The sequence below is a fragment of the Aromatoleum buckelii genome (genome assembly GCF_012910785.2).
Taxonomy (GTDB): Bacteria; Pseudomonadota; Gammaproteobacteria; order Burkholderiales; family Rhodocyclaceae; genus Aromatoleum; species Aromatoleum buckelii.
In genome coordinates, this window is sequence record NZ_WTVH02000010.1 from 1,689,800 (window position 1) to 1,710,448 (window position 20,649).

Here is a 20,649-nt window from a genome sequence, read left to right on the forward strand (position 1 = left end):
CGGCAGACCACCCGATCTATCTCTCGGAGGACGATTCATGGTTATAACCTGGATACTGGTTGCCAATGCCAGCCTGGCGAAGCTCTATGCAAACCTCGGTCCGAACAAGGGACTCACACTGGTGAAGGAACTGATCCATCCGGAAAGCAGACGGAAAAATTCCGAACTTGTAACCGACCGGCCCGGCACCATGGCGTCGGTAGGCAACGGGCAAGGTTCAGCGCAGCCTCAGACTCTCCCCAAAACCCACGAAGCAAAGGTGTTCGCGCAACAGATCGCGCAGGAACTCTATCTTGGACGGGCCAAGAACGAATTCAGCCGCGCAATCGTATTCGCCCCACCTGCATTCATGGGCATGCTCAACGCGGTGCTGGATACGCCGACAGCGCAACTGATCACCGATCGTTTCGAAAAGGATTACACGAAGGAACCCGAGCCCGTGCTGCGCGAGCGACTAGGCTCATGCCTGTTCCTTTGAATTCGTGACTTCTCGAAAACCTGATTTTTCGAACGTCTCTGTCCAGGAGACGATGAGGTCGCAGCACGCATGACCTCGAAGGGCCGCGGGGCGCCAGGCGCCCCGCATTCATTCGGATCGACGGCAGAACGCTCAATGCCGCCAGTAATGCTCGCCGAACCGGATGTGCTTCGCCTCTTCCATCATCGTCATGAAATCCTCGCTGCTCATCTGTATCAGCTTCTCGTGGTCGCCGCCCTCGAAGTAGATCTCCGGCTGCTCGGCCAGGGTGTCGTCGACGACCATCCGCATGCCGTACGCGCTGCCGACAGGCGGGACTGCGCCGGGCTCGCAATCGGCAAACAGGGCGGACAGCTCGTCCTCGGACGCGAGGCGCAAGTTGCGCTGCATCGCCTTGCTGAGCCAGCCGAGTTGGACGTGCTGGGTGGAGGGCAACACCGCCATCAGGAAGCCGTCATCGTCTTCAAGCACGACCGATTTGGCCAGACAATTGCCGGGCACCCGCGCCAGCTGCGCGGTCTCCATGCTGTTGTGGGAATGCGGATGCGTCAGGACGTCGTACCGCAAGCCGTGTTCGCTCATGTACTCCTGGAGTTTTGATGCGATTGCCATGATGGTCCTCCTCGATCGGGATCCGGGCAGCCGGTCCACCCGCCCCTCGACCTTTCATTCCGACATTTCATTTTAGGACGCAACACGGCATCCTGCACTCCAGCCAAGCCGCCCCGTGCAGTGGCCCGGCGGCGTCGCCCGCGGCAGAGTCGGGATTCAGGACGTTTGCAGGTTTTCAACGCGTGGGAGGTTCGGAAATGGCTCTTTGTTTCTACTACGGCGCCGGTTCGCCTTATGCCTGGCGCGTCTGGCTGGCACTCGAACACAAGCACCTGCGGTACGAACTCAAGGCGCTGTCATTCGATGCGGGAGACCTGAAAAAACCGGAGTACACGGCGATCAACCCGCGCCAGAAAGTGCCGGCAATCGTCGATGACGGGCTCGCTCTCTATGAATCGGCGGCGATCCTCGAATACCTCGACGAACGCTACGACGAAACGCCGCTGTTGTTCCCGGGCGACATCCGGCAACGCGCGCTGATCCGCCGCATGGTCCGCGAGGCCGACCAGTATCTGGCGAGCCCGCTGGAAGAACTCGTCGCAAACGTGCTCTACACGCCGAAAACGGAATGGCAGCAGGAAACGATCGCGCGCTCGCGCGACGCCTTCACGCGCGAACTCGGCCTGTGGGAAACGTTGATCGCGGGCGACACGCTGGCAGGCGAACTCTCCGCGGCCGACTTCACGCTCTACCCGTTGATTGCACTGGCGCTGCGCATCGAGAAGAGGAAGCACGACGTGGAAATTGGCGCACGCATCGGCCCCCGCCTGGCAGCGTGGATGAAGCGGATCGAAGCGCTGCCCTACTTCGCTCGCACTTGGCCGGCCCACTGGACCTGAAGCGGTCGCGGGAGCGGCGTCAGCCGCTTTTCCCGGCGTACCGGCGGTCTGCGCCTTCGCCGCCCTTCCCTGCTCGCCATTCCCTGAGCGTCCGATAATGCGCCCCGGCGCTGCTCTGCACGGACTCGACGAGCGCGAAGCCGTCGACAGGCCAGTCGATCGGGTCCACGCAGCGTGTCGAAACCTGCATCTGCGCCTTGCGCAACAGCGTCACGTGCGGTGCGAACGGGCGCCGCTCGACGGCAAAACCGGCGGCTTCGAGCGCGCCGTTGAGTCGCTCGACGAGTCCGGCCAGCGGCGCGGGACAACTCTGCGCGCCCGCCCAGACGATGCGGTTGTGGCGCCAGCTCCCGAGGAGGTCCAGGCGCAGCGTGAACGAGGTCGCCTCGACGTCGTTCCCGACCTCGTTCCCGACCGCGATCAGCTCGGCGAGCCGCTGCGGCGACACGTCGCCGATGAACGCGAGCGTCAGGTGCAGCGTCTCGCGTCGCGTCGGCCGTCCGGCGCATTCCGCGTGCGCTTCGGCGCCGAGTTCATCCAGGCGCTTCGCGACGCGGGCGTCCGGCCACAGCGCGAAGAACACGCGCGAAGGTTTGCCCGGCGCCGCGGGATCAGGTTTCATTGCCATGTCGCATCAGCAGCGCGACGACCTGGGCCGCGATGCCCTCGCCACGGCCAGTGAAACCGAGCTTTTCGGTCGTCTTACCCTTGATATTGACCGCCGCCGGGTCGATGCCCAAGTCGGCAGCGATGTTCGCGACCATCGCCGGCGCATGCGGGAGGATCCGGGGCGCCCGGCAGATCACCGTCGCATCGATGTTCACGACGCCGAAGCCCGCCGCCCGCACGGCCGCAAATGCTTCGCGCAGCAGTACGCGGCTGTCGGCGCCCGCGTGGGCTGCGTCGGTGTCGGGAAAGAGTCGCCCGATGTCGCCGAGGCCGGCGGCGCCAAGCAGCGCGTCGGTCAGCGCGTGCAGCAGGACGTCGGCGTCCGAATGCCCGAGCAGGCCGCGCTCGAACGGGATGTGCACGCCGCCGACGATCAACGCCCGCCCCGGCACCAGCGCATGCACGTCGAACCCCTGGCCGATACGGAATGGAGCGTTCACTTCAGTTTTCCCGGTTCGTGAGGATCCACTCGGCGAGGTGCAGGTCGAGCGGATAAGTGACTTTGAGGTTCGTCGCGTCGCCTTCGACGAGTCGCGGATGCAAGCCTGCCGCCTCGATCGCGCTGGCCTCGTCGGTGACGTGCGCCGCGGCTTCCAGCGCGCGGCGCAGCATCACATGGCGGAACATCTGCGGCGTCTGCGCCTGCCACAGGTTTTCGCGCGGCACGGTGGCGAGCACCTGCCGCTGCTCGCCGGCGCGCTTCAGCGTATCGGCAACCGGCACGGCGAGCAGGCCGCCGACTTCATCGCGCGCGAGCTCCCGGATCAGCTTCTCAATGTGCCACGGGGCAAGGCACGGGCGCGCGGCGTCGTGCACCAGCACCCAATCCGCAGGTTCGACCTCGTTGGCGACCGCGCGCAGCCCTGCGAGCACGCTGTCGGCCCGCGTCGCGCCGCCGCAAAAAAGCGGCACCAGCTTCGGGCCGAGCAAGGACCAGTCGTGACGACGCCACTCGGCGTCGTCGACCGAAAGCACGACGAACACCTTGTCGACTTCGGGCGCCGCGCACAGCACGGCGAGCGAATGGAAGATCAACGGCTTACCGAGCAGCGGAAGATACTGCTTCGGTCGGGACGCGGCCATGCGGCTGCCGCTGCCGGCCGCCGGGACGATTGCGAAATGACGAGGCTGAAAAGTCTGCATGGCGCGGATTCTACCCGCGCGACACCGACTCCCGCCAAGGCAACCGCTCGCCCGACACCGCCGTCTTCATTTCTGCGACAGCCGCTTCACGCCAGCGACAAAGCGCGACAACGTATCCGAAAGCACGCCGCGCGGGATGATCGCCTCGATCAACTGGAAACGTCCGCGCGTCGCCAGCGCATGGTCGAGCGCCGCCTTCAGTTCGGCGCGCGTGCCGACTCGCACCCCGTCGCCGCCGAGCCCCTCGGCCATCGCAGCGAAGCCCCAGTCGTCGAGATTGTTGAACGCCGATTCCGGCTGGAAAGTGCGCAGCATTTCCCAGGACGAATTGTTGAACACGATCACGATCGGATCCCAGCCGTAGCGGCGGCAGTTGCCGAGCTCCCAGCCGGTCATCTGGAACGCGCCGTCGCCGACGAGGATCAGCGGCCGCTCACCGGAGGCCGTCTGCAGCCCGAGGCCGGCGGGCACACCGAATCCCATCGTCGCGTAATAGCCCGGCGCGACGAGCGCGGTCGGCTCGATGTCCATCGCCGTGAACAGGCAGTCTCCGACGTCCGCTGCAATCGGCATCCGGCCGTGGGTGTCCATCAGGTCGTTGATCGCCAGCGCGATGTCGTTCGGCGTGATCGACGCGTCGTCGGCCTGCAGCCCGCGCGGGTAGTGCGGCGGATCGAAACGCATCGCGGGGGCAATCTTCTCGTCGAGGCGCTCGAGCAGCGCGTCGACGAGCGCCGCGAGCGGCACCTCCGGATAGGTGTGGTATCCGAGCGTGACTCGACGATCGAGCGCCTGGATCGTCTTGCGCAGGTCGATCTGCTTCGACGACACGCCGAAGTTCGTGTCCGAGATGATGACGCCGAGCAGCAGCAGCGCGTCCGACTGCTCGACGAGATCGGTCACTTGCTGCTGTCCGGCAACGCCGAGGTAGGTGCCGACGAGCGGCGCATCCGTGCCGGCGAGCAGCCCGCGGCCGAGGATGCTGGTCACGACCGGCACTCCGAGTCGTCGGGCGAGCTCCGCCGCCTTCGCTTCGAGGCCGAAGCGACGCACTTCGACCCCCACCATCAGCACCGGCGACGCGGCGCTGCGCAGGCGCACGAGAATCTCGTCCACGCATGCCGACAGCACTTCACGGTCGGGCGCGGGAGGCACGAGCGGGACCACCGGTTCGCACGGCACGCCGACCATGTCGCGGGGCAGCTCGATATAGACCGGCCGCGATTCGCGCAGGCAGCTCGCCAGCACGCGTGCGATTTCGCGCGGAGCGCTGCGCGCATCGGTGAGTCGCGCCTGGTCGCAGGTGATCTCGCGATAGATCTCGAACTGCGAATCCAGCGTCTTCGCCTGATGATGAAGCAGCAGCCCGGAACGCGACTCGCCCGCGCCGGGCGCGCCGGAGATGACGACGACCGGGGACTTTTCCGCGTACGCACCGGCGACCGGGTTCACCATGTTCAGCGCACCCGCGCCGTAGGTCACCGCCGCGACGCCGAGGCAACAACGATAACGCGCCGTCGCATCCGCGGCGAATCCCACGCCCGGCTCATGACTGAGCGTATGCAGCGGCAGGATGCCCGACTCTTCGATTACCTTGAAGAACGGCAGCGCGAAATCGCCGGGAATGCCGAATATCTCGCGTGCGCCATGATCGCGCAGCGCGGTGAGCAGGGCCTGGGACAGGTTCATGGCAGTCATCCATATCGGGTTGGAGACGCCAGAATACGCGTGCTTGCCAAGCAGGAAATTTCGTTTTTCTCGGCTTTTGCGCAACTTCGTGCGGAGCATTACGCAACGCTCGTCAGCTGAACCGCTTGCTCCAGTAGTTCGCGACGTCCAGCATCCGGTTCGCGTAGCCCCATTCGTTGTCGAACCACAGCAGCAGGTTCGCGAGGCGCGGACCGTTGATGCGCGTCTGGCTGCCGTCGACGATGACCGAGTGCGGGTTGTGGCTGAAGTCGATCGAGGCGTGCGGGTCGACGGAATACGCGATAAGGCCTGGCTGCGCCGCTGCGGCTTCCAAAAGAAGCAGGTTGATTTCCCGCGCTGACGCGTCGCAGCCGAGTTCGACGACGACGTCGATCGCCGAAACGTTGAGGATCGGCACGCGGATCGCCTTGGCCTGCACGCGTCCTGCCAGTTGCGGCAGGAAGCGCTCGACGCCTTGCGCGAGTCCCGTCCCGACCGGGATCATCGACTGCATCGCCGAACGCGTGCGCCGCAGATCCGAATGGTGATAACCGTCGATGAGCGGCTGGTCGTTCATCACCGAATGCAGCGTCGTCAGGAAAACATGGCCGATGCCGAACGCGCGGTGCAGCTGGTCGAGGACGGGTACGACCGCGTTCGTCGTGCACGAGGCGTTCGACACGATGCGCTGATCTCTGCCGAGCTCGCCGTGGTTGATGCCATAGACGACGGTGAGATCGACGTCCTGGGCGCTGCGTCCGGGCTGCGAGATCAGGAGCCGTTCGCACCCCGCTTCGAGGAAGCGATCGAAATCATGGCGTTGCGTGTAGCACCCGGAGCATTCGATCAGCAGATCGACGCCGAGCCCCTTCCAGTCGACCTCCTCGGGCACGCACGCATGCGTGACGCCGATTTCGCGCCCATCGACGATCAGGCATTCGGCGCCGGTCCCGATTTTTCCGGGGAAAACGCCGTGGGTGGAATCGAAGCGCGACAGGTAGGCAATGGTCGCGAGGTCGGCCGGCTCGTTGATCGACACGATCTGCAGCGTGTCCTTCAGCGGCGACTCGTACAGCGCGCGCAGGAAGCAACGGCCGATGCGGCCATAACCGTTGATGGCGATCCGCAGCGAACTGCTCATCTGGCGTCTCTCGCCTGCCAAGAAAATGAATCCACCGCTGCTCCATTATGTCTGCTGAATTACGGCGAACCGACGAGGCCGGTGCGCAAACCGCGAGAATACACGGAACGATTCGGCCACGACACGCCGCCGACGGTGCCGCACGGCGCGCCGTTTCACCGTGCGCACGAATCGAATAGAGTAACGAACCAGTCGGCATGCAATACGACGAAGACCTGCACGAAGAACCGGGAGTGACGGCATGCCTTTCTCGAAGCCTTTCGACGCGGGACAGATTCAGGCTTTCCTGATCGCGATCGGGATCGGGTTGCTGATCGGCCTGGAGCGCGAGCGTGTCGCGTCGGCTCGCGCCGGCCTGCGCACGTTCGGGCTGGTCGGCCTGCTCGGCGCACTGATCGGCCTGCTCGGCGAGCATTTCGACAGCGTCGCGCCTTTCGTGTTCGGCCTCGCGATCCTCGGCGTCATGATCATTGCCGCCTATCTTCGCCATCCGGACGCGACCGATCCGGGCACCACGTCGGTCGCGGCCCTGCTGCTGTGCTACTGCCTCGGCACGGCGGTGTGGCTCGGCCACGCGACGATCGCGGTGATGCTCGCGGTGGCGACGACCATCCTGCTGTATTTCAAGACCGAGCTGCGCGGCATCGCGACCCGGCTCGAATCGAAGGACTGGATCTCGATCATCCAGTTCAGCGTGCTCTCGCTCGTGATCCTGCCGATCCTCCCGGACCGCCCGATCGATCCCCAGGGCGCGGTCAGCCCTCGCAGGTGTGGTGGATGGTCGTGCTGATATCGGGACTCAGCTTCGCCGGCTACGCGGTCCTGCGGCTTGTCGGCGCGCGCTATGGCGCAGCGCTGGTCGGCATCGCCGGCGGCCTCGCGTCGAGCACCGCGACAACGCTGATCCATGCCCGCGACAGCCGCGTCACGCCGGCCTCGACTCCGGTGGCGGCGCTGGTGATCATCCTCGCGAACGTCGTCATGATGATCCGGATCGCGGTGATCGCCGCCGTCGTCGCGCCCGGGCTCCTTGCCAAGCTCGCGATCGTGGTCCTGCCGGCGCTGGTGCTCGGCCTGGGAACGCTGATCTGGTATTGGCGGATTCCGGCCGGCAGCGAGGCAGTGCTCCCGCAGACGCGCAACCCCACCGAGTTGCGCGCGGCGCTCGGGTTCGGCGTGCTGTACGCGGTCATCCTGTTCGTTTCGGCGTGGCTGTCCGACATCGTCGGCACCCACGGCTTGTATGCGCTTGCCGCCGTGTCGGGCCTCGCCGACATGGACGCGATCGCGTTGTCGAGCATGCGCCTGTTTTCCCTCGAGAGACTCGCCGCCGACGCGGCAGTGATCGCGATCGGCGTGGCGATGATCGCCAATCTGGGCTTCAAGACGGTACTCGCCGTCGTCCTCGGCGGACGGGAGCTCGGCAAGAGGATTTTCCGCGGCATGAGTGCAATCGGCTTCGGCCTCGCCGCCGGCACCGCCTGGCTCGCGCTATCCGGCACCGGCCTATAATTGGAACAGGCTCCTGCTCGCACTCCAACGAGGAATTCCATGGCCACTGCTTCGATTCGGCCGGCCGCGGTTGCCGGCTACTTTTATCCCGAGGATCCGCACGCGCTGCGCGCGCAGATCGGAGAAATGCTGGCGGCTGCAGTACCGCTCGAAACGGTGTCCGCACCGAAAGCCCTCATCGTGCCGCACGCGGGCTACGTCTATTCCGGCCCTGTCGCGGCGTCCGCATACGCGAATCTGGCCGGGTTGCGCGACGTAGTGCGGCGCGTCGTGCTCCTCGGCCCGGCGCATCGCATGGCGGTCCGGGCGTTCGCGCTGCCGGCCGCGCAATTCTTCTCGACGCCGCTCGGACACATTCCCGTGAGTCGCAGCGACTGGGAAACGCTTCAGGCCCGGCCCGACGTCGTCGTCGACGATCGCCCGCATGCGGCCGAACACAGTCTCGAAGTCCAGCTGCCTTTCCTGCAGACGGTGCTCGATACTTTCGAACTGGTTCCACTGCTCGTCGGGAACGCCGACGCCGAAGCGGTCGCGGACATCCTCGAAACGCTGTGGGGCGGCCCGGAGACGCTGATCGTGATCAGCTCCGACCTGTCGCATTACCAGCCGTACGGCCAGGCACAGAGCTGCGACCGCGCGACGGTGGGTCGGATCCTGAGGCTTCGCAGCGGCATCGACCACGATGAGGCGTGCGGCGCGACGCCCGTCAACGGATTGCTGCGCGCCGCGGTACACCACGGTCTGGAGCCGCACCTGCTCGACCTGCGCAACTCGGGCGATACCGCAGGCGACCGTTCCCGCGTCGTCGGCTACGCCAGCATTGCATTCTCGGAGTCTCGCACCCATGCCCACACTGCCCGACACTGAGCTTGGCCTGACGCTGCTCGCCCACGCGCGCCGCGCGCTCGAACGCCACCTCCGGCTCACCGACGAGCCCTTCGCGGATGACGAGCGCCTCGCGCAACGCGCCGCCACGTTCGTTACTCTCAAGCTCTACGACGAGTTGCGCGGCTGCATCGGCAGCCTGCGTCCGCAACGCGCCCTCGGCGAAGATGTCGCCCTCAACGCAGTTGCCGCCGCGACGCGAGACACGCGCTTCCTGCCGGTTGCCGCGGACGAATTGAACGCGATCCGGATCGAAGTGTCTCTGCTATCGGAACCGCAGTTCCTCGAGTTCGCCGACGAAGTCGATCTGCTGCGCCAGTTGCGCCCGGGCATCGACGGCCTGATTCTTTCCGGTAGCTGCCGCAGCGCGACTTTCCTGCCGCAGGTCTGGGAACAGCTGCCGGAACCGCGCGAGTTCGTCGCGGCGCTCAAACGCAAGGCGGGATTGACGCCGGATCACCCCATCGGCACCCTTCTGGCCGCGACCTACACTGTATGCAAGTGGCGTGAGTGAGCCGTTCGGTCCGGCCGCAACTCGAGGCTCGGCGGCAAACTTTCACCCCTTGATGTCGCGCTCGGCGGCCTTGGCCGGTCGCGGCGGTGAGGACAGCGATGAACCACCCAGGACGCCATTGGCACAAGCTCGATGACGACCGCATCCAGTGCGACGTATGCCCGCGCTACTGCAAGCTCCATGAAGGCCAGCGCGGCGCGTGCTTCGTGCGCATGCGCGAGTCCGACGCGATCGTATTGACCACTTACGGCCGCAGCTCCGGCTTCTGCATCGACCCGATCGAGAAGAAGCCGCTCAATCACTTCTATCCCGGCACCAGCGTGTTTTCGTTCGGCACCGCGGGCTGCAATCTCGCGTGCAAGTTCTGCCAGAACTGGGACATCTCGAAGTCGCGCGACATGGACCGGCTGATGGACCAGGCCTCCCCCGACGAGATCGCACGGACTGCAGCCGAGTGGGGCTGCCGCAGCATCGCCTTCACGTACAACGACCCGGTGATCTTCGCCGAGTACGCGGTGGACGTCGCCAATGCGGCGCACGCGCTCGGCCTCAAGACCGTCGCCGTCACGGCCGGTTACGTCACCGAAGTCGCGCGTGGCGACCTTTTCTCGCACATGGACGCGGCCAACGTCGACCTCAAGGGTTTCACTGACGAGTTCTACGTCAAGCTGTGCGGCGCACACTTGCAGCCGGTGCTCGACACGTTGAAATGGCTCGTCCATGAAACCGACGTGTGGGTCGAGATCACGACGCTGCTGATCCCCGGCGAGAACGATTCGGACGCCGAATTGCAGGCGCTCTCGAGCTGGGTGGCGAAGGAACTCGGGACCGAAGTGCCACTGCATTTCACCGCCTTCCACCCGGATTTCAAGCTCACCGACACGCCGCCGACCCCGCCCGCGACGCTGACGCGCGCGCGCCGCATTGCGCTCAGTGAGGGCCTGCGGCACGTCTATACCGGGAACGTGCATGACACCGAGGGCGGCACGACACGCTGCACCGGATGCGGCAAAGCGGTCATCGAACGCGACTGGTACGAAATTCTCGGCTATGCGCTCGACGACAGCGGCGCCTGCCTGGCCTGTGGGACGCCGCTGGCCGGCCGCTTCGCCCGGTTCGAGCAACCGTTCGGCTCGCGCCGGATTCCGGTCCCGATCCACCGCGTGGCCTGATAGCCGATGTTGCCGCGATACCCGCACCGTGCCATGCTCGTCGCCTGCGCTCCGACGTATCGACAGCCGTATTGACAGTCTTATTGACGGTATTTCCCAGGCCCGAAGTGAAGCTGCGCCACACCACCATCAGCATTCCCGCCGAGCGTGTCTGGCTCGACGGCGAGCTGTCGCATGCGCCGACCGTGCGGAGTCTGGCGGTGATTCTTCGTCCGTCGGGGAGCATGCCGACCCAGTCGTGCGAAACGAAAGTCGCCGCTGCGCTGCAGGACGCCGGTTTCGCGACGCTGATCATCAACCTGCTGACGCGCTACGAAGAAACGCGGGACGCCGATACGCGCTTCAATGTCCCGAAGCTCGCAAACCGCATCCTCGCCGTGGCCGACTGGATCAGCCACCAGCCGCCGCTCACCGGCCTCGCGATCGGGCTGGTCGCCTCCGGCACGGGCAGCGGCGCGGCGATCCGGGCGGCATGGAAAACACCCGGACGCTTCGCGGCGATCGTGTGTCGCGCCGGCCGTCCGGACCTCGCCGGCGCGACGCCGCTCGGCACGCTGACGGTGCCTGTGCGCATGATTATCGGCAGCGAAGACCCCCACCTCGCCATGATCCTGCGCGCCTGGGAGCACCTGCGCGCCCCGCGCGACTGGAAACTCGTCGACGGGGCCGGCGAAGATTTTGTCGAACCCGGGGCGCTCGACCGCTTCGCGCTGCTCGCGGCGGAGTGGCTGCGCGCGCAGTTGCCGCTGCCCGTTGCCGACGGGGTCGAGCGATCCGGCCAGTCTGACAAGCCCCCTTCGTCCCATCCCCTATAATTCTGTCCTCACCCCTCTCTTCCGCGGTCTCGCCGCGCCCGTCCGATGTCCCGACCGCTCGACCCCCTGCTGCCCCAGCTCACGGCGCTTTCCCTTCCGAAGCCCGGCATGCGGCTCGACCTGCCCGCGCTCGCCGGTTCGTCCGACGCGCTGGCGATCGCCCAGCTCGCGGCGCGCGGCCCGTGCCTGCTGCTGGTGACCGCGAACCCGCTCGACGCGCAGCGCCTGCAGGACGAGATCGCGTGGTTCGCCCCCGCCCTGCGCACGCACCTGTTGCCCGACTGGGAAACGCTGCCTTACGACAGCTTCTCGCCGCACCAGGACCTGATCTCGGAACGACTGTCGACGCTCTACGCGGTGAGCGGCGGCGAGGCCGACGTCGTGCTCGTGCCCGCTTCGACCGCGCTGTACCGCATGGCCCCGCCGGCCTTTCTCGCCGCCTACACGTTCTTCCTGAAGCAGGGCGCGAAGCTCGACGTCGACGGCCTGCGCAACCAGATGGCGGTCGCCGGGTACACGCACGTGACGCAGGTCGTCAGCCCGGGCGAGTTCTCGGTGCGCGGCGGCCTGATCGACCTGTTCCCGATGGGCGCGCCGCTGCCGTTTCGCATCGACCTCTTCGACGACGAAGTCGAGAGCATCAAGACCTTCGACCCGGACACGCAGCGCACCGTCTACCCGGTGCCGGAGATCCGCATGCTCCCGGCGCGGGAGTTCCCGATGGACGACGCCGGGCGCACGCGCTTTCGCAGCCGCTTTCGCGAAGCGTTCGAAGGCGATCCGTCGCGCGTGTCGCTGTACAAGGACGTGTCGAACGGCATCGCGCCGGCCGGCATCGAGTACTACCTGCCGCTGTTCTTCGACCAGACGGCGACGCTGTTCGACTACCTGCCGGCCGACGCGGCAGTCGTGCTGCACCGCGACGTGCCGACTGCAATCGACGAATTCTGGCGTGACACCCGCTCGCGCCACGATTTCCTCAAAGGCGACCGCACCCGCCCGGTGCTGCCGCCCGAAGCGTTGTTCCTCGGCCAGGAAAGCTTCTTCGCCGCACTGAAGGATCGCCCGCGAATCCAGGTTTCAGCCGGCGACGCCGTCGGCGAAGTGCCGCCGCCCGCCATTCCCCTCCCCGACGTTTCCGTCGAACGCAAGGCGACTGACCCGCTGCATCGCCTGAAGGAGCTCCTTGCGGGCGACTGGGCGCGCAACGGCGGCCGCGTCCTCGTGCTCGCCGACGCCCCGGGACGGCGCGAGACGATTTCCGAGTTTTTCGGCGAATACGGCCTCAGGCCGGCAGCCAGCGCGGATTTCGCCGGCTTCCTCGTCTCCGGCGAACCGCTCGCGCTCGGCGTCGGGCCGCTTGCGAACGGCTTCCTGCTGCCGGGCGCGAAGATCGCGATTGTCACCGAGTCCGAGCTTTATGCGACTACCGCCCGCACCCGCGTGCGACGCGATGCGCGCAAGGCCGCGACGATGGAAGGGTGGCTGCGCGACCTGTCCGAACTGAAGCCGGGCGACCCGGTGGTGCACGTGTCGCACGGCATCGGCCGCTACCTCGGGCTGATCCACATGGATCTGGGCGAAGGCGAAACGGAGTTCCTGCATCTCGAATACGCCAACGGCGACAAGCTCTACGTGCCGGTGTCGCAGCTGCACGTCATCACCCGCTACGCCGGCGCCGACCCCGAAGCCGTCGACCTGCACCGCCTCGGCTCCGGCCAATGGGAAAAGGCGAAGAAGAAAGCCGCGCTGCAGGTGCGCGACACCGCGGCCGAACTCCTCGCGCTGTACGCGCAGCGCGCCGCCCGCCCCGGCCACCGCTTCGACTTCAAGCAGCACGACCTCGACGCGTTCGCCGAAGGCTTTGGTTTCGAGACGACGCCCGACCAGCAGGCGGCGATCGACGCCGTCGTCGCCGACATGAAATCCGGCCAGCCGATGGACCGGCTGGTGTGCGGCGACGTCGGCTTCGGCAAGACCGAAGTCGCGCTGCGCGCCGCGTTTGTCGCGGTCGCCGACGGCAAGCAGGTCGTCGTGCTGACGCCGACGACACTGCTCGCCGAACAGCACTACCAGACTTTCGCCGACCGCTTCGCCGACTTTGCGATCCGCATCGCCGAACTGTCGCGCTTCAAGAGCGCCAAGGAACAGGCCGAGGCACTGAAACAGCTCGCCGAAGGCAAGGTCGACATCATCATCGGCACGCATCGCCTGCTGCAGAAGGACGTCAAGTTCAAGCGCCTCGGGCTCGTCATCATCGACGAGGAACACCGCTTCGGCGTGCGTCAGAAAGAAATGCTGAAAACATTGCGCAGCGAAATCGACATCCTGACGCTGACTGCGACGCCGATCCCACGCACGCTCGGCCTCGCGCTCGAAGGCCTGCGGGAGTTCTCGGTGATCGCGACCGCGCCTTCGAGGCGCCTCGCGATCAAGACTTTCGTCCACCGTCACAGCAAGGGAATCATCCGTGAAGCGGTGCTGCGCGAATTCAAGCGCGGCGGGCAGGTGTATTTCCTGCACAACGAGGTCGACACGATCGACAACGTGCGCAACGAGCTCGCCGAGCTGCTGCCCGAAGCGCGCATCGTCATCGGCCACGGCCAGCTGCCGGAACGCGAGCTCGAACGCGTGATGCGCACCTTCACGCAACAGCGCGCGAACCTGCTGCTGTGCACGACGATCATCGAGACCGGCATCGACATCCCGACCGCCAACACGATCATCATCAACCGCGCCGACCGCTTCGGCCTCGCCCAGCTGCACCAGCTGCGCGGGCGTGTCGGCCGCAGCCACCACCAGGCCTACGCGTATCTGCTGACCGACGCGCACGCGAAACCGAGCGCGCTCGCGCAGAAGCGCCTCGAAGCGATCACGATGATGGAAGATCTCGGCTCCGGCTTCTATCTCGCGATGCACGATCTCGAAATCCGCGGCGCCGGCGAAGTGCTCGGCGAGAACCAGTCCGGCGAAATTCAGCAGGTCGGCTTCAGCCTGTACACCGAAATGCTCAAGCGCGCGGTGCGCGACCTGCAGGCCGGCAAGGAGCCGGACCTGACGCAGCCGCTCGACGTCGTCTCCGAGATCAACCTGCACACCCCGGCGCTGTTGCCGAACGACTACTGCCCCGACGTGCAGGAACGCCTGACGCTCTACAAGCGCCTCGCGAACTGCGAATCAGACGACGACCTGCGCAATCTTCAGGAAGAACTCATCGACCGCTTCGGCGAGCTGCCGCTGCAGACCCAGGCACTGATCGAAACCCACCGCCTGCGCCTGCTCGTCAAACCGTTCGGCGTTGCGAAGCTCGACGCGTCTGAGGCGCAGATCAGCGTCCAGTTCGACTCCGACGCGCCGATCGACCCGGCAAAAGTCATCTTCCTGATTCAGAAGGACCGCAACACGAAGATGTCCGGCCCCGACCGCCTGATCCGCAAGGCGAGCCTGCCGAATTTGAAGCAGCGCGTGCAGGGGGTGAAGGAATTGCTGGAGGCGGTGAAGGCCTGATCGCAGAACCTGCCCGGTATTCGCGCTTATTCGCCTGCCCTTCATCCCGCCGGATCGAGCGGACTGACCACCCCGCGGGCGCTGCTCCCCGCGTGAGCACCACCGAGCGGAAACCGATCAGCTGCCGACTTGACGCCACCGAGCTTTCCTGAGATTTTCGGCTGTCATCGACGAGTAGGGACGGACGGATGGACATCAACCGATTCATGCAGGGCTACAAGACCGCGTGGGAGCAGCGTGACGAAGCGAAGTTCTGCGCGCTCTTCGCTCCCGACGGCGAATACCACAACACGCCTTTCGCGGTGCAGCGGGGCCACGCGCAGCTCGCCGAATACTGGCGCCGTGTGAAGCTTCAGCAGGATGTGCAGGTCGCCTACGAGGTGCTCGCCTCGACCGCGCGCGGCGGTTTCGCGCATTGGCACGTCACGTATCAGGTGGCGTCCGAGGAGTTGTTCGAGATCTGGGCGAAGTCGACCGGCACCAATCTTGTCGCGCGACGCCCGGGCGATCCGCTGCCGCGCATGGTCCTCGACGGCGTCCTGCAGGCGGAGTTCGACGGCGCGCACTGCAGCTGCTGCCGGATCTGGTGGCATAGCATGCCGATGGACGGCGAACATCACAACACGCCCTTCACGGTGTCGCGCTGAGTCAGAATAGATGCCGGCTTGATGGAATCTGAAAGCAAGAATGCGACTCTGGTCATTGCATCCAAGGTATCTCGACCCGCAAGGTCTGGTCGCGCTGTGGCGGGAAGCGCTTCTCGCTCGTGCCGTGCTGCGGGGCGAGACGAAGGGCTACCGCAATCACCCCCAGCTCGATCGCTTCCGCAGTCATGCGGCTCCCGTCTCTGCGATCAACACGTATCTCGTCGGGGTGTATGGTGAGGCTGTCGCTCGCGGCTACTCGTTCGATAGCGGGAAGATCGACAGCGTGCAAACATGCGCGCAGCTGCCCGTCACGGATGGGCAGATCTCGTACGAGTGGCGGCACCTGCTGCAGAAGCTGTCCAGCCGCAGTCCCGCACTCCACGAACAGTGGCGCAGTTGCGATAAGCCGGAATGTCACCCTATCTTTGTCGTTCGTCAGGGGCAGATCGAGCCTTGGGAACGGCAGTCCGGGTCTGTGGGAACGAATGCTAGATGAAACATGCGCTTGACGATCCGGTTCAGCCGTCAAGCAGCGAGCTGCGCTGCTCGCCTGCCGCTCGCCTCCGTCGTTGTGCCCGTTCGGGAGATCCCCATGGCCTGGCTCATCACCAAGTACCTGCTCACCGCAACTGTCGTGGTCATCGTTTCCGAGGCGGCGAAGCGCAGTGACAAGCTCGGAGGGTTCATCGCCGCCCTTCCCTTGGTCACATTCCTCGCGCTCATCTGGCTCTACGTCGAGAAGCAGCCTCAGGCCAGGATTTCCAACCATGCGTGGTACACGTTCTGGTACGTGCTGCCTACGTTGCCGATGTTCCTCGCGTTCCCCTTGCTGTTACCCCGCCTCGGGTTCTGGCTGACCATGCTCGCCAGTGTCGGCATCACGGTGCTGTGCTTTGGCTTGTTCGCGGTGGTGCTCCGTCCGTTCGGCATTCAGTTGCTGCCGTGAAGGGGTTTCTGCCTTCCGTTGCGGCCGGCCCTCTTTCCAGTGGCTGTATTAGCCCGCCCGGAAGGAAATCGTGGAAACGAGGGCCGAAAAGACGGTCCGCTGCGCGCAAGCGGGACGACGGTGCGGATGCGTCACAGAGAAGGTGCCGAGGACGCAAGCTTCAGGCCCAGGGCCACCATTACCGCTCCCGCCACCCGATCGATCGACGACTTGAAGCGCAGGTACGTGCGGCGAGGCTTTTCGGCCGAAAGGGTCACCGCAACCAAGGCGTACCAGGCGGTCTCGATGATGAACACCAGTCCCGCGATCACGCTGCCGACGGCGAGCCCTGCGCCGTTCGGCAGGAACGCAGCAAAGATACTCGCGTACACAATGGCCGCTTTGGGGTTGCTGAGCTGGGTACCGAGGCCGAAAAGGAGCGATCGGGCCACGCTGTCACTGTTCGCCCCCGGTGCCACGGCTTGCCCCGGCAACGGCTGTCGAGATGCGCGCCAGATCATGATGCCGAGGTACGCGAGGTAGATTCCGCCGGCAAGCTTGAAAGCAAGGTACAGAGCGGGCACGGAGAGCAGCAAAGCCTGCAGCCCGACGAGGGCCGCAACCGTGAAAAGGACGCCGCCGATGCCCATGCCCACCGCAGCGGCCAGCCCATTGCCTCGACCGGAAGAAACTGCCGTCCGCGCGACCATGACGAAGCTCGGCCCGGGACTTACGGTTCCAACGATCAGGACGCCGACGATGCCGGCAAGTGAGAGGATTTCATTCATCAGTTTTCTCCGCGTCGCGCGGAGGATACCGCAGGAGCCCTTCCTGCGGCTGCAACCGTGCGAGCCGCGGGCGCCAAAGCGAAAAGTGGCGCAGCAGCGGTCAGCGGGCACCGTCAGCGGCGCAATTCGAACACCAGCGCGCGAATCATGCGTTCGGCTTGGCCGAGGTAGGAGCGGCCGAAGAGGTTGAGGTGGTTCAGGACGTGATACAGGTTGTAGAGGGTCTTTCTTTGCTCGTAGCCTTCGTTCAGCGGCCACACAGTGCGGTAGGCAGCGTAAAAGGCCGTCGGAAACCCGCCGAATAGCTCGCTCATCGCGAGGTCCGCCTCGCGGTCTCCGCGATATACCGCGGGATCGAAAATCACCGGCCTGCCGTCGTCATCGATTGCTGCATTGCCGCTCCAAAGGTCGCCATGAAGCAGGCTTGGCCGCGGGCGGTAATCGAGGAACAACGCCGGCACGCGCTCGAGCAGCTGTTCGGCTTCGCGCCCAAGAACGTCCCCATGACCCCTCGAGCGCGCCAGCTGCAGTTGCGGGGTCAGTCGACATCGCACGAAAAATCGCGCCCATCCGTCGTGTTGCATATTGATCTGGGGATTGGTGCCGATGAAGTTGTCGCTTGTCCAGCCAAAGCGCTCGCCGGTATCGTGGTGCAGCTTCGCCAGGGCTTCGGCGAAGCGCTGGCCGTCTTCGGCGCTCGCGAGCGGGCGCAACTGCAGCCATTCCAGTAGCAGGAAAGCTTCGCCGGTGGTCGCGCCGCTCGCCAGGACGCGCGGGACCCGGAAAGCCCCGCAGGCAGCCAGTGCGGCCAGACCGTCGACTTCTGCCTCGAACATCGGCAGCGCGGACGCGTCGTTCAGCTTGAGAAAATAACGCTGCCCGCCGGCACGGACCTCGAACGCACGACTGATGGAGCCGCTGCCTGTTGTCTGCACTTCGGCGCCGGAAAAGTTGATGCCGGTGGCAGCCTTGAGGGCTTGCTCGAGTTCGGCGCTCAGGTTTTGATGGTCTTCCACCGCAGAACTCCCGGTTTGTGGACGCAAGGCTCTCTGAAATCGGCAAGCACAATGAATCCCGGATGCGACAGTGAAGTTCGACTGGTCGGCCTAATAATCCGCTCGCACGAACGGAATAGGCAAGGCAGTGAGCGCAGGATGGAGCGGTTGTTGCGTCGTGACGCGAGGCAGGCTGGCCGCAGCCGGCTGCGTCTCAGCGGCAAGCAGATCGAGCGCCTGCCCGATCGCGTCTTCGGGAGGGATGTCCGCGACGAAGGACGCCGTATGTTCGCAGCGCTGCTCGATCGTGTTGGCGCCGCACTCCGGGCATGCGAGGCGCCAGGAGAGCAAGGGGCGGTGTTGGGTGCGGCTGGTGGGGCCGGCGTTTATGAGATTGCCGCACCAGTAGATGCCGACCGATGCAGTCCCGACGGCACGGGCAAGGTGCAGGGGGCCCGAGTCGTTCGCGACGATGAGTGCAGCCTGGGCGAGAACCCCGGTGAGGAGGGAGAGCGTTGAGTCGGGGCCCAGGTCGATGAACGGGTGACGCATGTTTTCAGCCAACTCGTCCAGTTGCGGCCGTTCGTCGCCCGTGGCGTTCACAACGATCATCGCACCAGCGTCCCCGAGCGCATCGCCGACCGCCGCGAAACTGGCGGCTGGCCAGCGACGCCGCGGATCGGAAGCTCCGAGGTGAAGCACGGCAATAGTCTTGCCAGCCGGCAGGACGGCACGGGCGGCGGCGAGATCCTCATCCGTGACGCTCATCCGCGGCTCCCAGCCGGCAGGACGCGCACCGGCCAACGCCACGACCTCGAGATAGCGGAAAACTTCGGGCTGGTAATAGATATAGGGGACTGAAAATTCCAGGGGCTCCGCGTCGGCGGCGCACAAACCGAAAGTGTGTCGTGCTCCCAGCTGCTTGATGAACGGGTTGGACCATCGCCCCCCGCCGTGCAACTGGAACGCCAGGTCGAAGCGTTCTGCGCGCATGGCGTGGAAGAACGAATCGAGCGCCGCCGTATCTTCCCGAGTGTCTTCCGGGGCACCAACTCCCCGGGCTGCGGGCAACTCGACGACCCGGTCGATGGCCCCTGGTCGCCCGGTCAGATAAGTCCGGTGCCAGGCTTTTCCCAGCAGCACGATTTCAGCGCCAGGAAAGGTCGCGCGAAGCGCGTCGAGAGCCGGAAGACAGAAGATGTAGTCGCCGATGCCGTTGGCACGAAGCACGGCGATCTTGCGAACCTTGCCGAAATTCGTCATGGATTCATCCCTTTTTCCGATGCGTTGTCGATTCTTCTCCTGCTGGCATCACGAGGGCCGAGCCCGCACCGTTTCGGGCACGATCGCCGCCCGGAGCTGGCCCATTCGGGGAGAACGATGCTGCAGACCTGTGGCGCCACTTAAGCAAACGCCGGGCCGCATGTTCCGCATGCGGTGGAAAAATTCGACTCCGCGTTTGTCCCGCGTGCGTTCCTTGCGATTCCGCAAGCGCCGAGTAGTATTCCAATTGCACCTGCTGGAATACGCATCACTGGGAGAGCCGCGCGCTGGATGATCCGAACGGCATAAGGAGTGGAGAACCATGAACCTGATGCAATATCCGATGATGCTTTTTTCGACTCACGGCGGCTGGGACGACGTGCAGCGCAGGCACCCGAGCCAGAGGAAGCTGTTCCTGATGCTCGTGTTGCCGTTGTCGATCCTTCCGCCGGTGATGATTTTGCAGGCGGCGTCAGGCGTGGGCGCTCAGGTCTTTCCAGGCGCGCCGTACGGCGCCTGGATGCTGGGTGCGCTGCTGTTCTTCATCGCCGAGCAGATCAGCGTTCCGCTGATGGCCGGAGTGATCCGCAGGGGGTGCGTCGCCAAGGGGGCAAGCGGGGATCTGGCCGGTGCATATGCGGTCGCGGGGATCGCACCGGTGCCGCTGTGGCTTTCATCGCTCGCGCTGCTCGCCGGTCAAATCTGGGTTGTCGTGCTGCTTGCATTCGCAGCGCTTCTCGCGTCAGGTGTCCTGATCCACCACGGCGTCGAACGGCTGCTCGGCGTCGAGGAGGAAGTGAATGCGAGCGACGTCGCGGTCCAGGTCATCAGCCTCGGCGTGCTCGCGTGGGGCGCGCTGGTGCTGGTCGCAGCTGCGCCGCTGCTGCTGTCGTAGTGGAATCCGGCCTCGGTGCCGGCCGAGTCGTTGCGTCGCATCCGACCGCAAAGCCGGCTTGCGGGAAAACACGGGTGAGGAACTCCCCCTTTCAGGAGCGGGAGCTCCCCTCAAACCCGGAGCGAATCATTCCCACTCGATTATTTCCTACGGCCTGCAG

The 20,649-nt window shown here is 65.5% G+C and carries 20 protein-coding genes and 1 pseudogene; 12 read left to right on the forward strand and 9 right to left on the reverse strand.

Translation table 11 applies throughout. The annotated features are described in order from the left end of the window. The first annotated feature begins 37 nt into the window (after nucleotides 1-37). Nucleotides 38-478, forward strand: a complete 441-nt coding sequence (locus tag GO608_RS18610; protein WP_169198458.1) for a host attachment protein — start codon at nucleotides 38-40, stop codon at nucleotides 476-478. 132 nt (nucleotides 479-610) lie between these two features. Here the strand turns inward: GO608_RS18610 and GO608_RS18615 are convergent, their stop codons facing one another. Beyond that, complete coding sequence (locus tag GO608_RS18615) at nucleotides 611-1,090, reverse strand: aminoacyl-tRNA deacylase (protein ID WP_169198457.1); 480 nt, start codon at nucleotides 1,088-1,090, stop codon at nucleotides 611-613. A gap of 197 nt (nucleotides 1,091-1,287) precedes the next feature. Here GO608_RS18615 and GO608_RS18620 point away from each other — a divergent pair, with 197 nt between their 5' ends. Beyond that, complete coding sequence (locus GO608_RS18620; protein ID WP_169198456.1) at nucleotides 1,288-1,929, forward strand: glutathione S-transferase family protein; 642 nt, start codon at nucleotides 1,288-1,290, stop codon at nucleotides 1,927-1,929. A 19-nt stretch (nucleotides 1,930-1,948) separates the two neighbouring features. On the opposite strand, the gene thpR is transcribed toward GO608_RS18620, so the two are convergent. The 5 genes from thpR to GO608_RS18645 all read right to left on the reverse strand — a co-directional run bounded on the left by thpR (nucleotide 1,949) and on the right by GO608_RS18645 (nucleotide 6,571). Further along, on the reverse strand, nucleotides 1,949-2,551 hold the full coding sequence (gene thpR / locus GO608_RS18625) for an RNA 2',3'-cyclic phosphodiesterase (protein WP_169198455.1): 603 nt from the start codon (nucleotides 2,549-2,551) through the stop codon (nucleotides 1,949-1,951). Continuing rightward, nucleotides 2,541-3,038, reverse strand: coding sequence for a 2-C-methyl-D-erythritol 2,4-cyclodiphosphate synthase (gene ispF, locus GO608_RS18630; protein ID WP_169198454.1), 498 nt, complete (start codon nucleotides 3,036-3,038; stop codon nucleotides 2,541-2,543). Before ispF ends, thpR begins: the two co-directional genes overlap by 11 nt. 1 nt (nucleotide 3,039) lies before the next feature. Continuing rightward, nucleotides 3,040-3,741: a 2-C-methyl-D-erythritol 4-phosphate cytidylyltransferase gene (gene ispD, locus GO608_RS18635; RefSeq protein WP_211159372.1), complete on the reverse strand. Its 702-nt coding sequence runs from the start codon at nucleotides 3,739-3,741 to the stop codon at nucleotides 3,040-3,042. 66 nt (nucleotides 3,742-3,807) lie between these two features. Further along, a complete protein-coding gene (gene ipdC, locus GO608_RS18640) occupies nucleotides 3,808-5,430 on the reverse strand; it encodes an indolepyruvate/phenylpyruvate decarboxylase (RefSeq protein ID WP_169198453.1) in 1,623 nt (540 codons plus the stop codon). A 112-nt stretch (nucleotides 5,431-5,542) separates the two neighbouring features. Beyond that, nucleotides 5,543-6,571 (reverse strand): type I glyceraldehyde-3-phosphate dehydrogenase, encoded by a 1,029-nt coding sequence (locus GO608_RS18645; RefSeq protein ID WP_169198452.1) that lies wholly within the window; start codon nucleotides 6,569-6,571, stop codon nucleotides 5,543-5,545. Between the two features lie 241 nt (nucleotides 6,572-6,812). On the opposite strand from GO608_RS18645, the pseudogene GO608_RS18650 reads away from it, so the two are divergent. The 9 genes and pseudogenes from GO608_RS18650 (at nucleotide 6,813) to GO608_RS18690 (ending at nucleotide 16,569) form a co-directional block, all read left to right on the forward strand. Continuing rightward, nucleotides 6,813-8,083 (forward strand): annotated as a pseudogene (locus GO608_RS18650) (MgtC/SapB family protein). Between the two features lie 39 nt (nucleotides 8,084-8,122). Beyond that, entirely contained in the window at nucleotides 8,123-8,950 is an 828-nt protein-coding gene (gene amrB / locus GO608_RS18655) for an AmmeMemoRadiSam system protein B (protein WP_169198451.1), read from the forward strand. Next, nucleotides 8,928-9,482: an AmmeMemoRadiSam system protein A gene (gene amrA, locus GO608_RS18660; RefSeq protein ID WP_211159371.1), complete on the forward strand. Its 555-nt coding sequence runs from the start codon at nucleotides 8,928-8,930 to the stop codon at nucleotides 9,480-9,482. The genes amrB and amrA overlap by 23 nt, the downstream gene beginning before the upstream one ends. Before the next feature lie 98 nt (nucleotides 9,483-9,580). After that, on the forward strand, nucleotides 9,581-10,654 hold the full coding sequence (amrS, locus tag GO608_RS18665; protein WP_169198450.1) for an AmmeMemoRadiSam system radical SAM enzyme: 1,074 nt from the start codon (nucleotides 9,581-9,583) through the stop codon (nucleotides 10,652-10,654). A gap of 83 nt (nucleotides 10,655-10,737) precedes the next feature. Further along, nucleotides 10,738-11,469 carry a dienelactone hydrolase family protein gene (locus tag GO608_RS18670; protein WP_169198449.1) on the forward strand — a complete coding sequence of 244 codons (732 nt, stop codon included), beginning with the start codon at nucleotides 10,738-10,740 and terminating at the stop codon, nucleotides 11,467-11,469. A gap of 45 nt (nucleotides 11,470-11,514) precedes the next feature. Beyond that, nucleotides 11,515-14,976: a transcription-repair coupling factor gene (mfd, locus tag GO608_RS18675; RefSeq protein ID WP_169198448.1), complete on the forward strand. Its 3,462-nt coding sequence runs from the start codon at nucleotides 11,515-11,517 to the stop codon at nucleotides 14,974-14,976. A 188-nt stretch (nucleotides 14,977-15,164) separates the two neighbouring features. Further along, nucleotides 15,165-15,623 (forward strand): nuclear transport factor 2 family protein, encoded by a 459-nt coding sequence (locus GO608_RS18680; RefSeq protein WP_169198447.1) that lies wholly within the window; start codon nucleotides 15,165-15,167, stop codon nucleotides 15,621-15,623. A 40-nt stretch (nucleotides 15,624-15,663) separates the two neighbouring features. Continuing rightward, nucleotides 15,664-16,119, forward strand: coding sequence for a pyrimidine dimer DNA glycosylase/endonuclease V (locus tag GO608_RS18685; RefSeq protein WP_169198446.1), 456 nt, complete (start codon nucleotides 15,664-15,666; stop codon nucleotides 16,117-16,119). A 96-nt stretch (nucleotides 16,120-16,215) separates the two neighbouring features. Then, entirely contained in the window at nucleotides 16,216-16,569 is a 354-nt protein-coding gene (locus tag GO608_RS18690) for a DUF3147 family protein (RefSeq protein WP_169198445.1), read from the forward strand. Between the two features lie 131 nt (nucleotides 16,570-16,700). Here GO608_RS18690 and GO608_RS18695 read toward each other — a convergent pair whose 3' ends face one another. From GO608_RS18695 to GO608_RS18705, 3 genes are all read right to left on the reverse strand, one after another. Continuing rightward, entirely contained in the window at nucleotides 16,701-17,336 is a 636-nt protein-coding gene (locus GO608_RS18695; RefSeq protein WP_169198444.1) for a LysE family translocator, read from the reverse strand. A gap of 113 nt (nucleotides 17,337-17,449) precedes the next feature. Next, nucleotides 17,450-18,352 carry a fructosamine kinase family protein gene (locus tag GO608_RS18700; protein WP_169198443.1) on the reverse strand — a complete coding sequence of 301 codons (903 nt, stop codon included), beginning with the start codon at nucleotides 18,350-18,352 and terminating at the stop codon, nucleotides 17,450-17,452. A 90-nt stretch (nucleotides 18,353-18,442) separates the two neighbouring features. Then, the gene (locus GO608_RS18705; RefSeq protein ID WP_169198442.1) at nucleotides 18,443-19,594 is read right to left on the reverse strand and encodes a glycosyltransferase family 9 protein; all 1,152 of its coding nucleotides are present in this window, start codon (nucleotides 19,592-19,594) and stop codon (nucleotides 18,443-18,445) included. A 322-nt stretch (nucleotides 19,595-19,916) separates the two neighbouring features. Between GO608_RS18705 and GO608_RS18710 the strand changes: the two genes are divergently transcribed. Then, a complete protein-coding gene (locus GO608_RS18710; RefSeq protein ID WP_169198441.1) occupies nucleotides 19,917-20,489 on the forward strand; it encodes a YIP1 family protein in 573 nt (190 codons plus the stop codon). Nucleotides 20,490-20,649 lie beyond the last annotated feature (160 nt).

Coding starts and splice junctions, on each gene's coding strand:
- GO608_RS18610 (WP_169198458.1), top strand. CDS start 38: ATGGTTATAACCTGGATACTGGTTGCCAATGCCAGCCTGGCGAAGCTC.
- GO608_RS18690 (WP_169198445.1), top strand. CDS start 16,216: ATGGCCTGGCTCATCACCAAGTACCTGCTCACCGCAACTGTCGTGGTC.
- amrA (WP_211159371.1), top strand. CDS start 8,928: ATGCCCACACTGCCCGACACTGAGCTTGGCCTGACGCTGCTCGCCCAC.
- GO608_RS18710 (WP_169198441.1), top strand. CDS start 19,917: ATGAACCTGATGCAATATCCGATGATGCTTTTTTCGACTCACGGCGGC.
- GO608_RS18705 (WP_169198442.1), bottom strand. CDS start 19,594: ATGACGAATTTCGGCAAGGTTCGCAAGATCGCCGTGCTTCGTGCCAAC.
- amrB (WP_169198451.1), top strand. CDS start 8,123: ATGGCCACTGCTTCGATTCGGCCGGCCGCGGTTGCCGGCTACTTTTAT.
- amrS (WP_169198450.1), top strand. CDS start 9,581: ATGAACCACCCAGGACGCCATTGGCACAAGCTCGATGACGACCGCATC.
- GO608_RS18620 (WP_169198456.1), top strand. CDS start 1,288: ATGGCTCTTTGTTTCTACTACGGCGCCGGTTCGCCTTATGCCTGGCGC.
- ipdC (WP_169198453.1), bottom strand. CDS start 5,430: ATGAACCTGTCCCAGGCCCTGCTCACCGCGCTGCGCGATCATGGCGCA.
- GO608_RS18695 (WP_169198444.1), bottom strand. CDS start 17,336: ATGAATGAAATCCTCTCACTTGCCGGCATCGTCGGCGTCCTGATCGTT.
- ispD (WP_211159372.1), bottom strand. CDS start 3,741: ATGCAGACTTTTCAGCCTCGTCATTTCGCAATCGTCCCGGCGGCCGGC.
- GO608_RS18685 (WP_169198446.1), top strand. CDS start 15,664: ATGCGACTCTGGTCATTGCATCCAAGGTATCTCGACCCGCAAGGTCTG.
- mfd (WP_169198448.1), top strand. CDS start 11,515: ATGTCCCGACCGCTCGACCCCCTGCTGCCCCAGCTCACGGCGCTTTCC.
- GO608_RS18645 (WP_169198452.1), bottom strand. CDS start 6,571: ATGAGCAGTTCGCTGCGGATCGCCATCAACGGTTATGGCCGCATCGGC.
- thpR (WP_169198455.1), bottom strand. CDS start 2,551: ATGAAACCTGATCCCGCGGCGCCGGGCAAACCTTCGCGCGTGTTCTTC.
- GO608_RS18615 (WP_169198457.1), bottom strand. CDS start 1,090: ATGGCAATCGCATCAAAACTCCAGGAGTACATGAGCGAACACGGCTTG.
- GO608_RS18680 (WP_169198447.1), top strand. CDS start 15,165: ATGGACATCAACCGATTCATGCAGGGCTACAAGACCGCGTGGGAGCAG.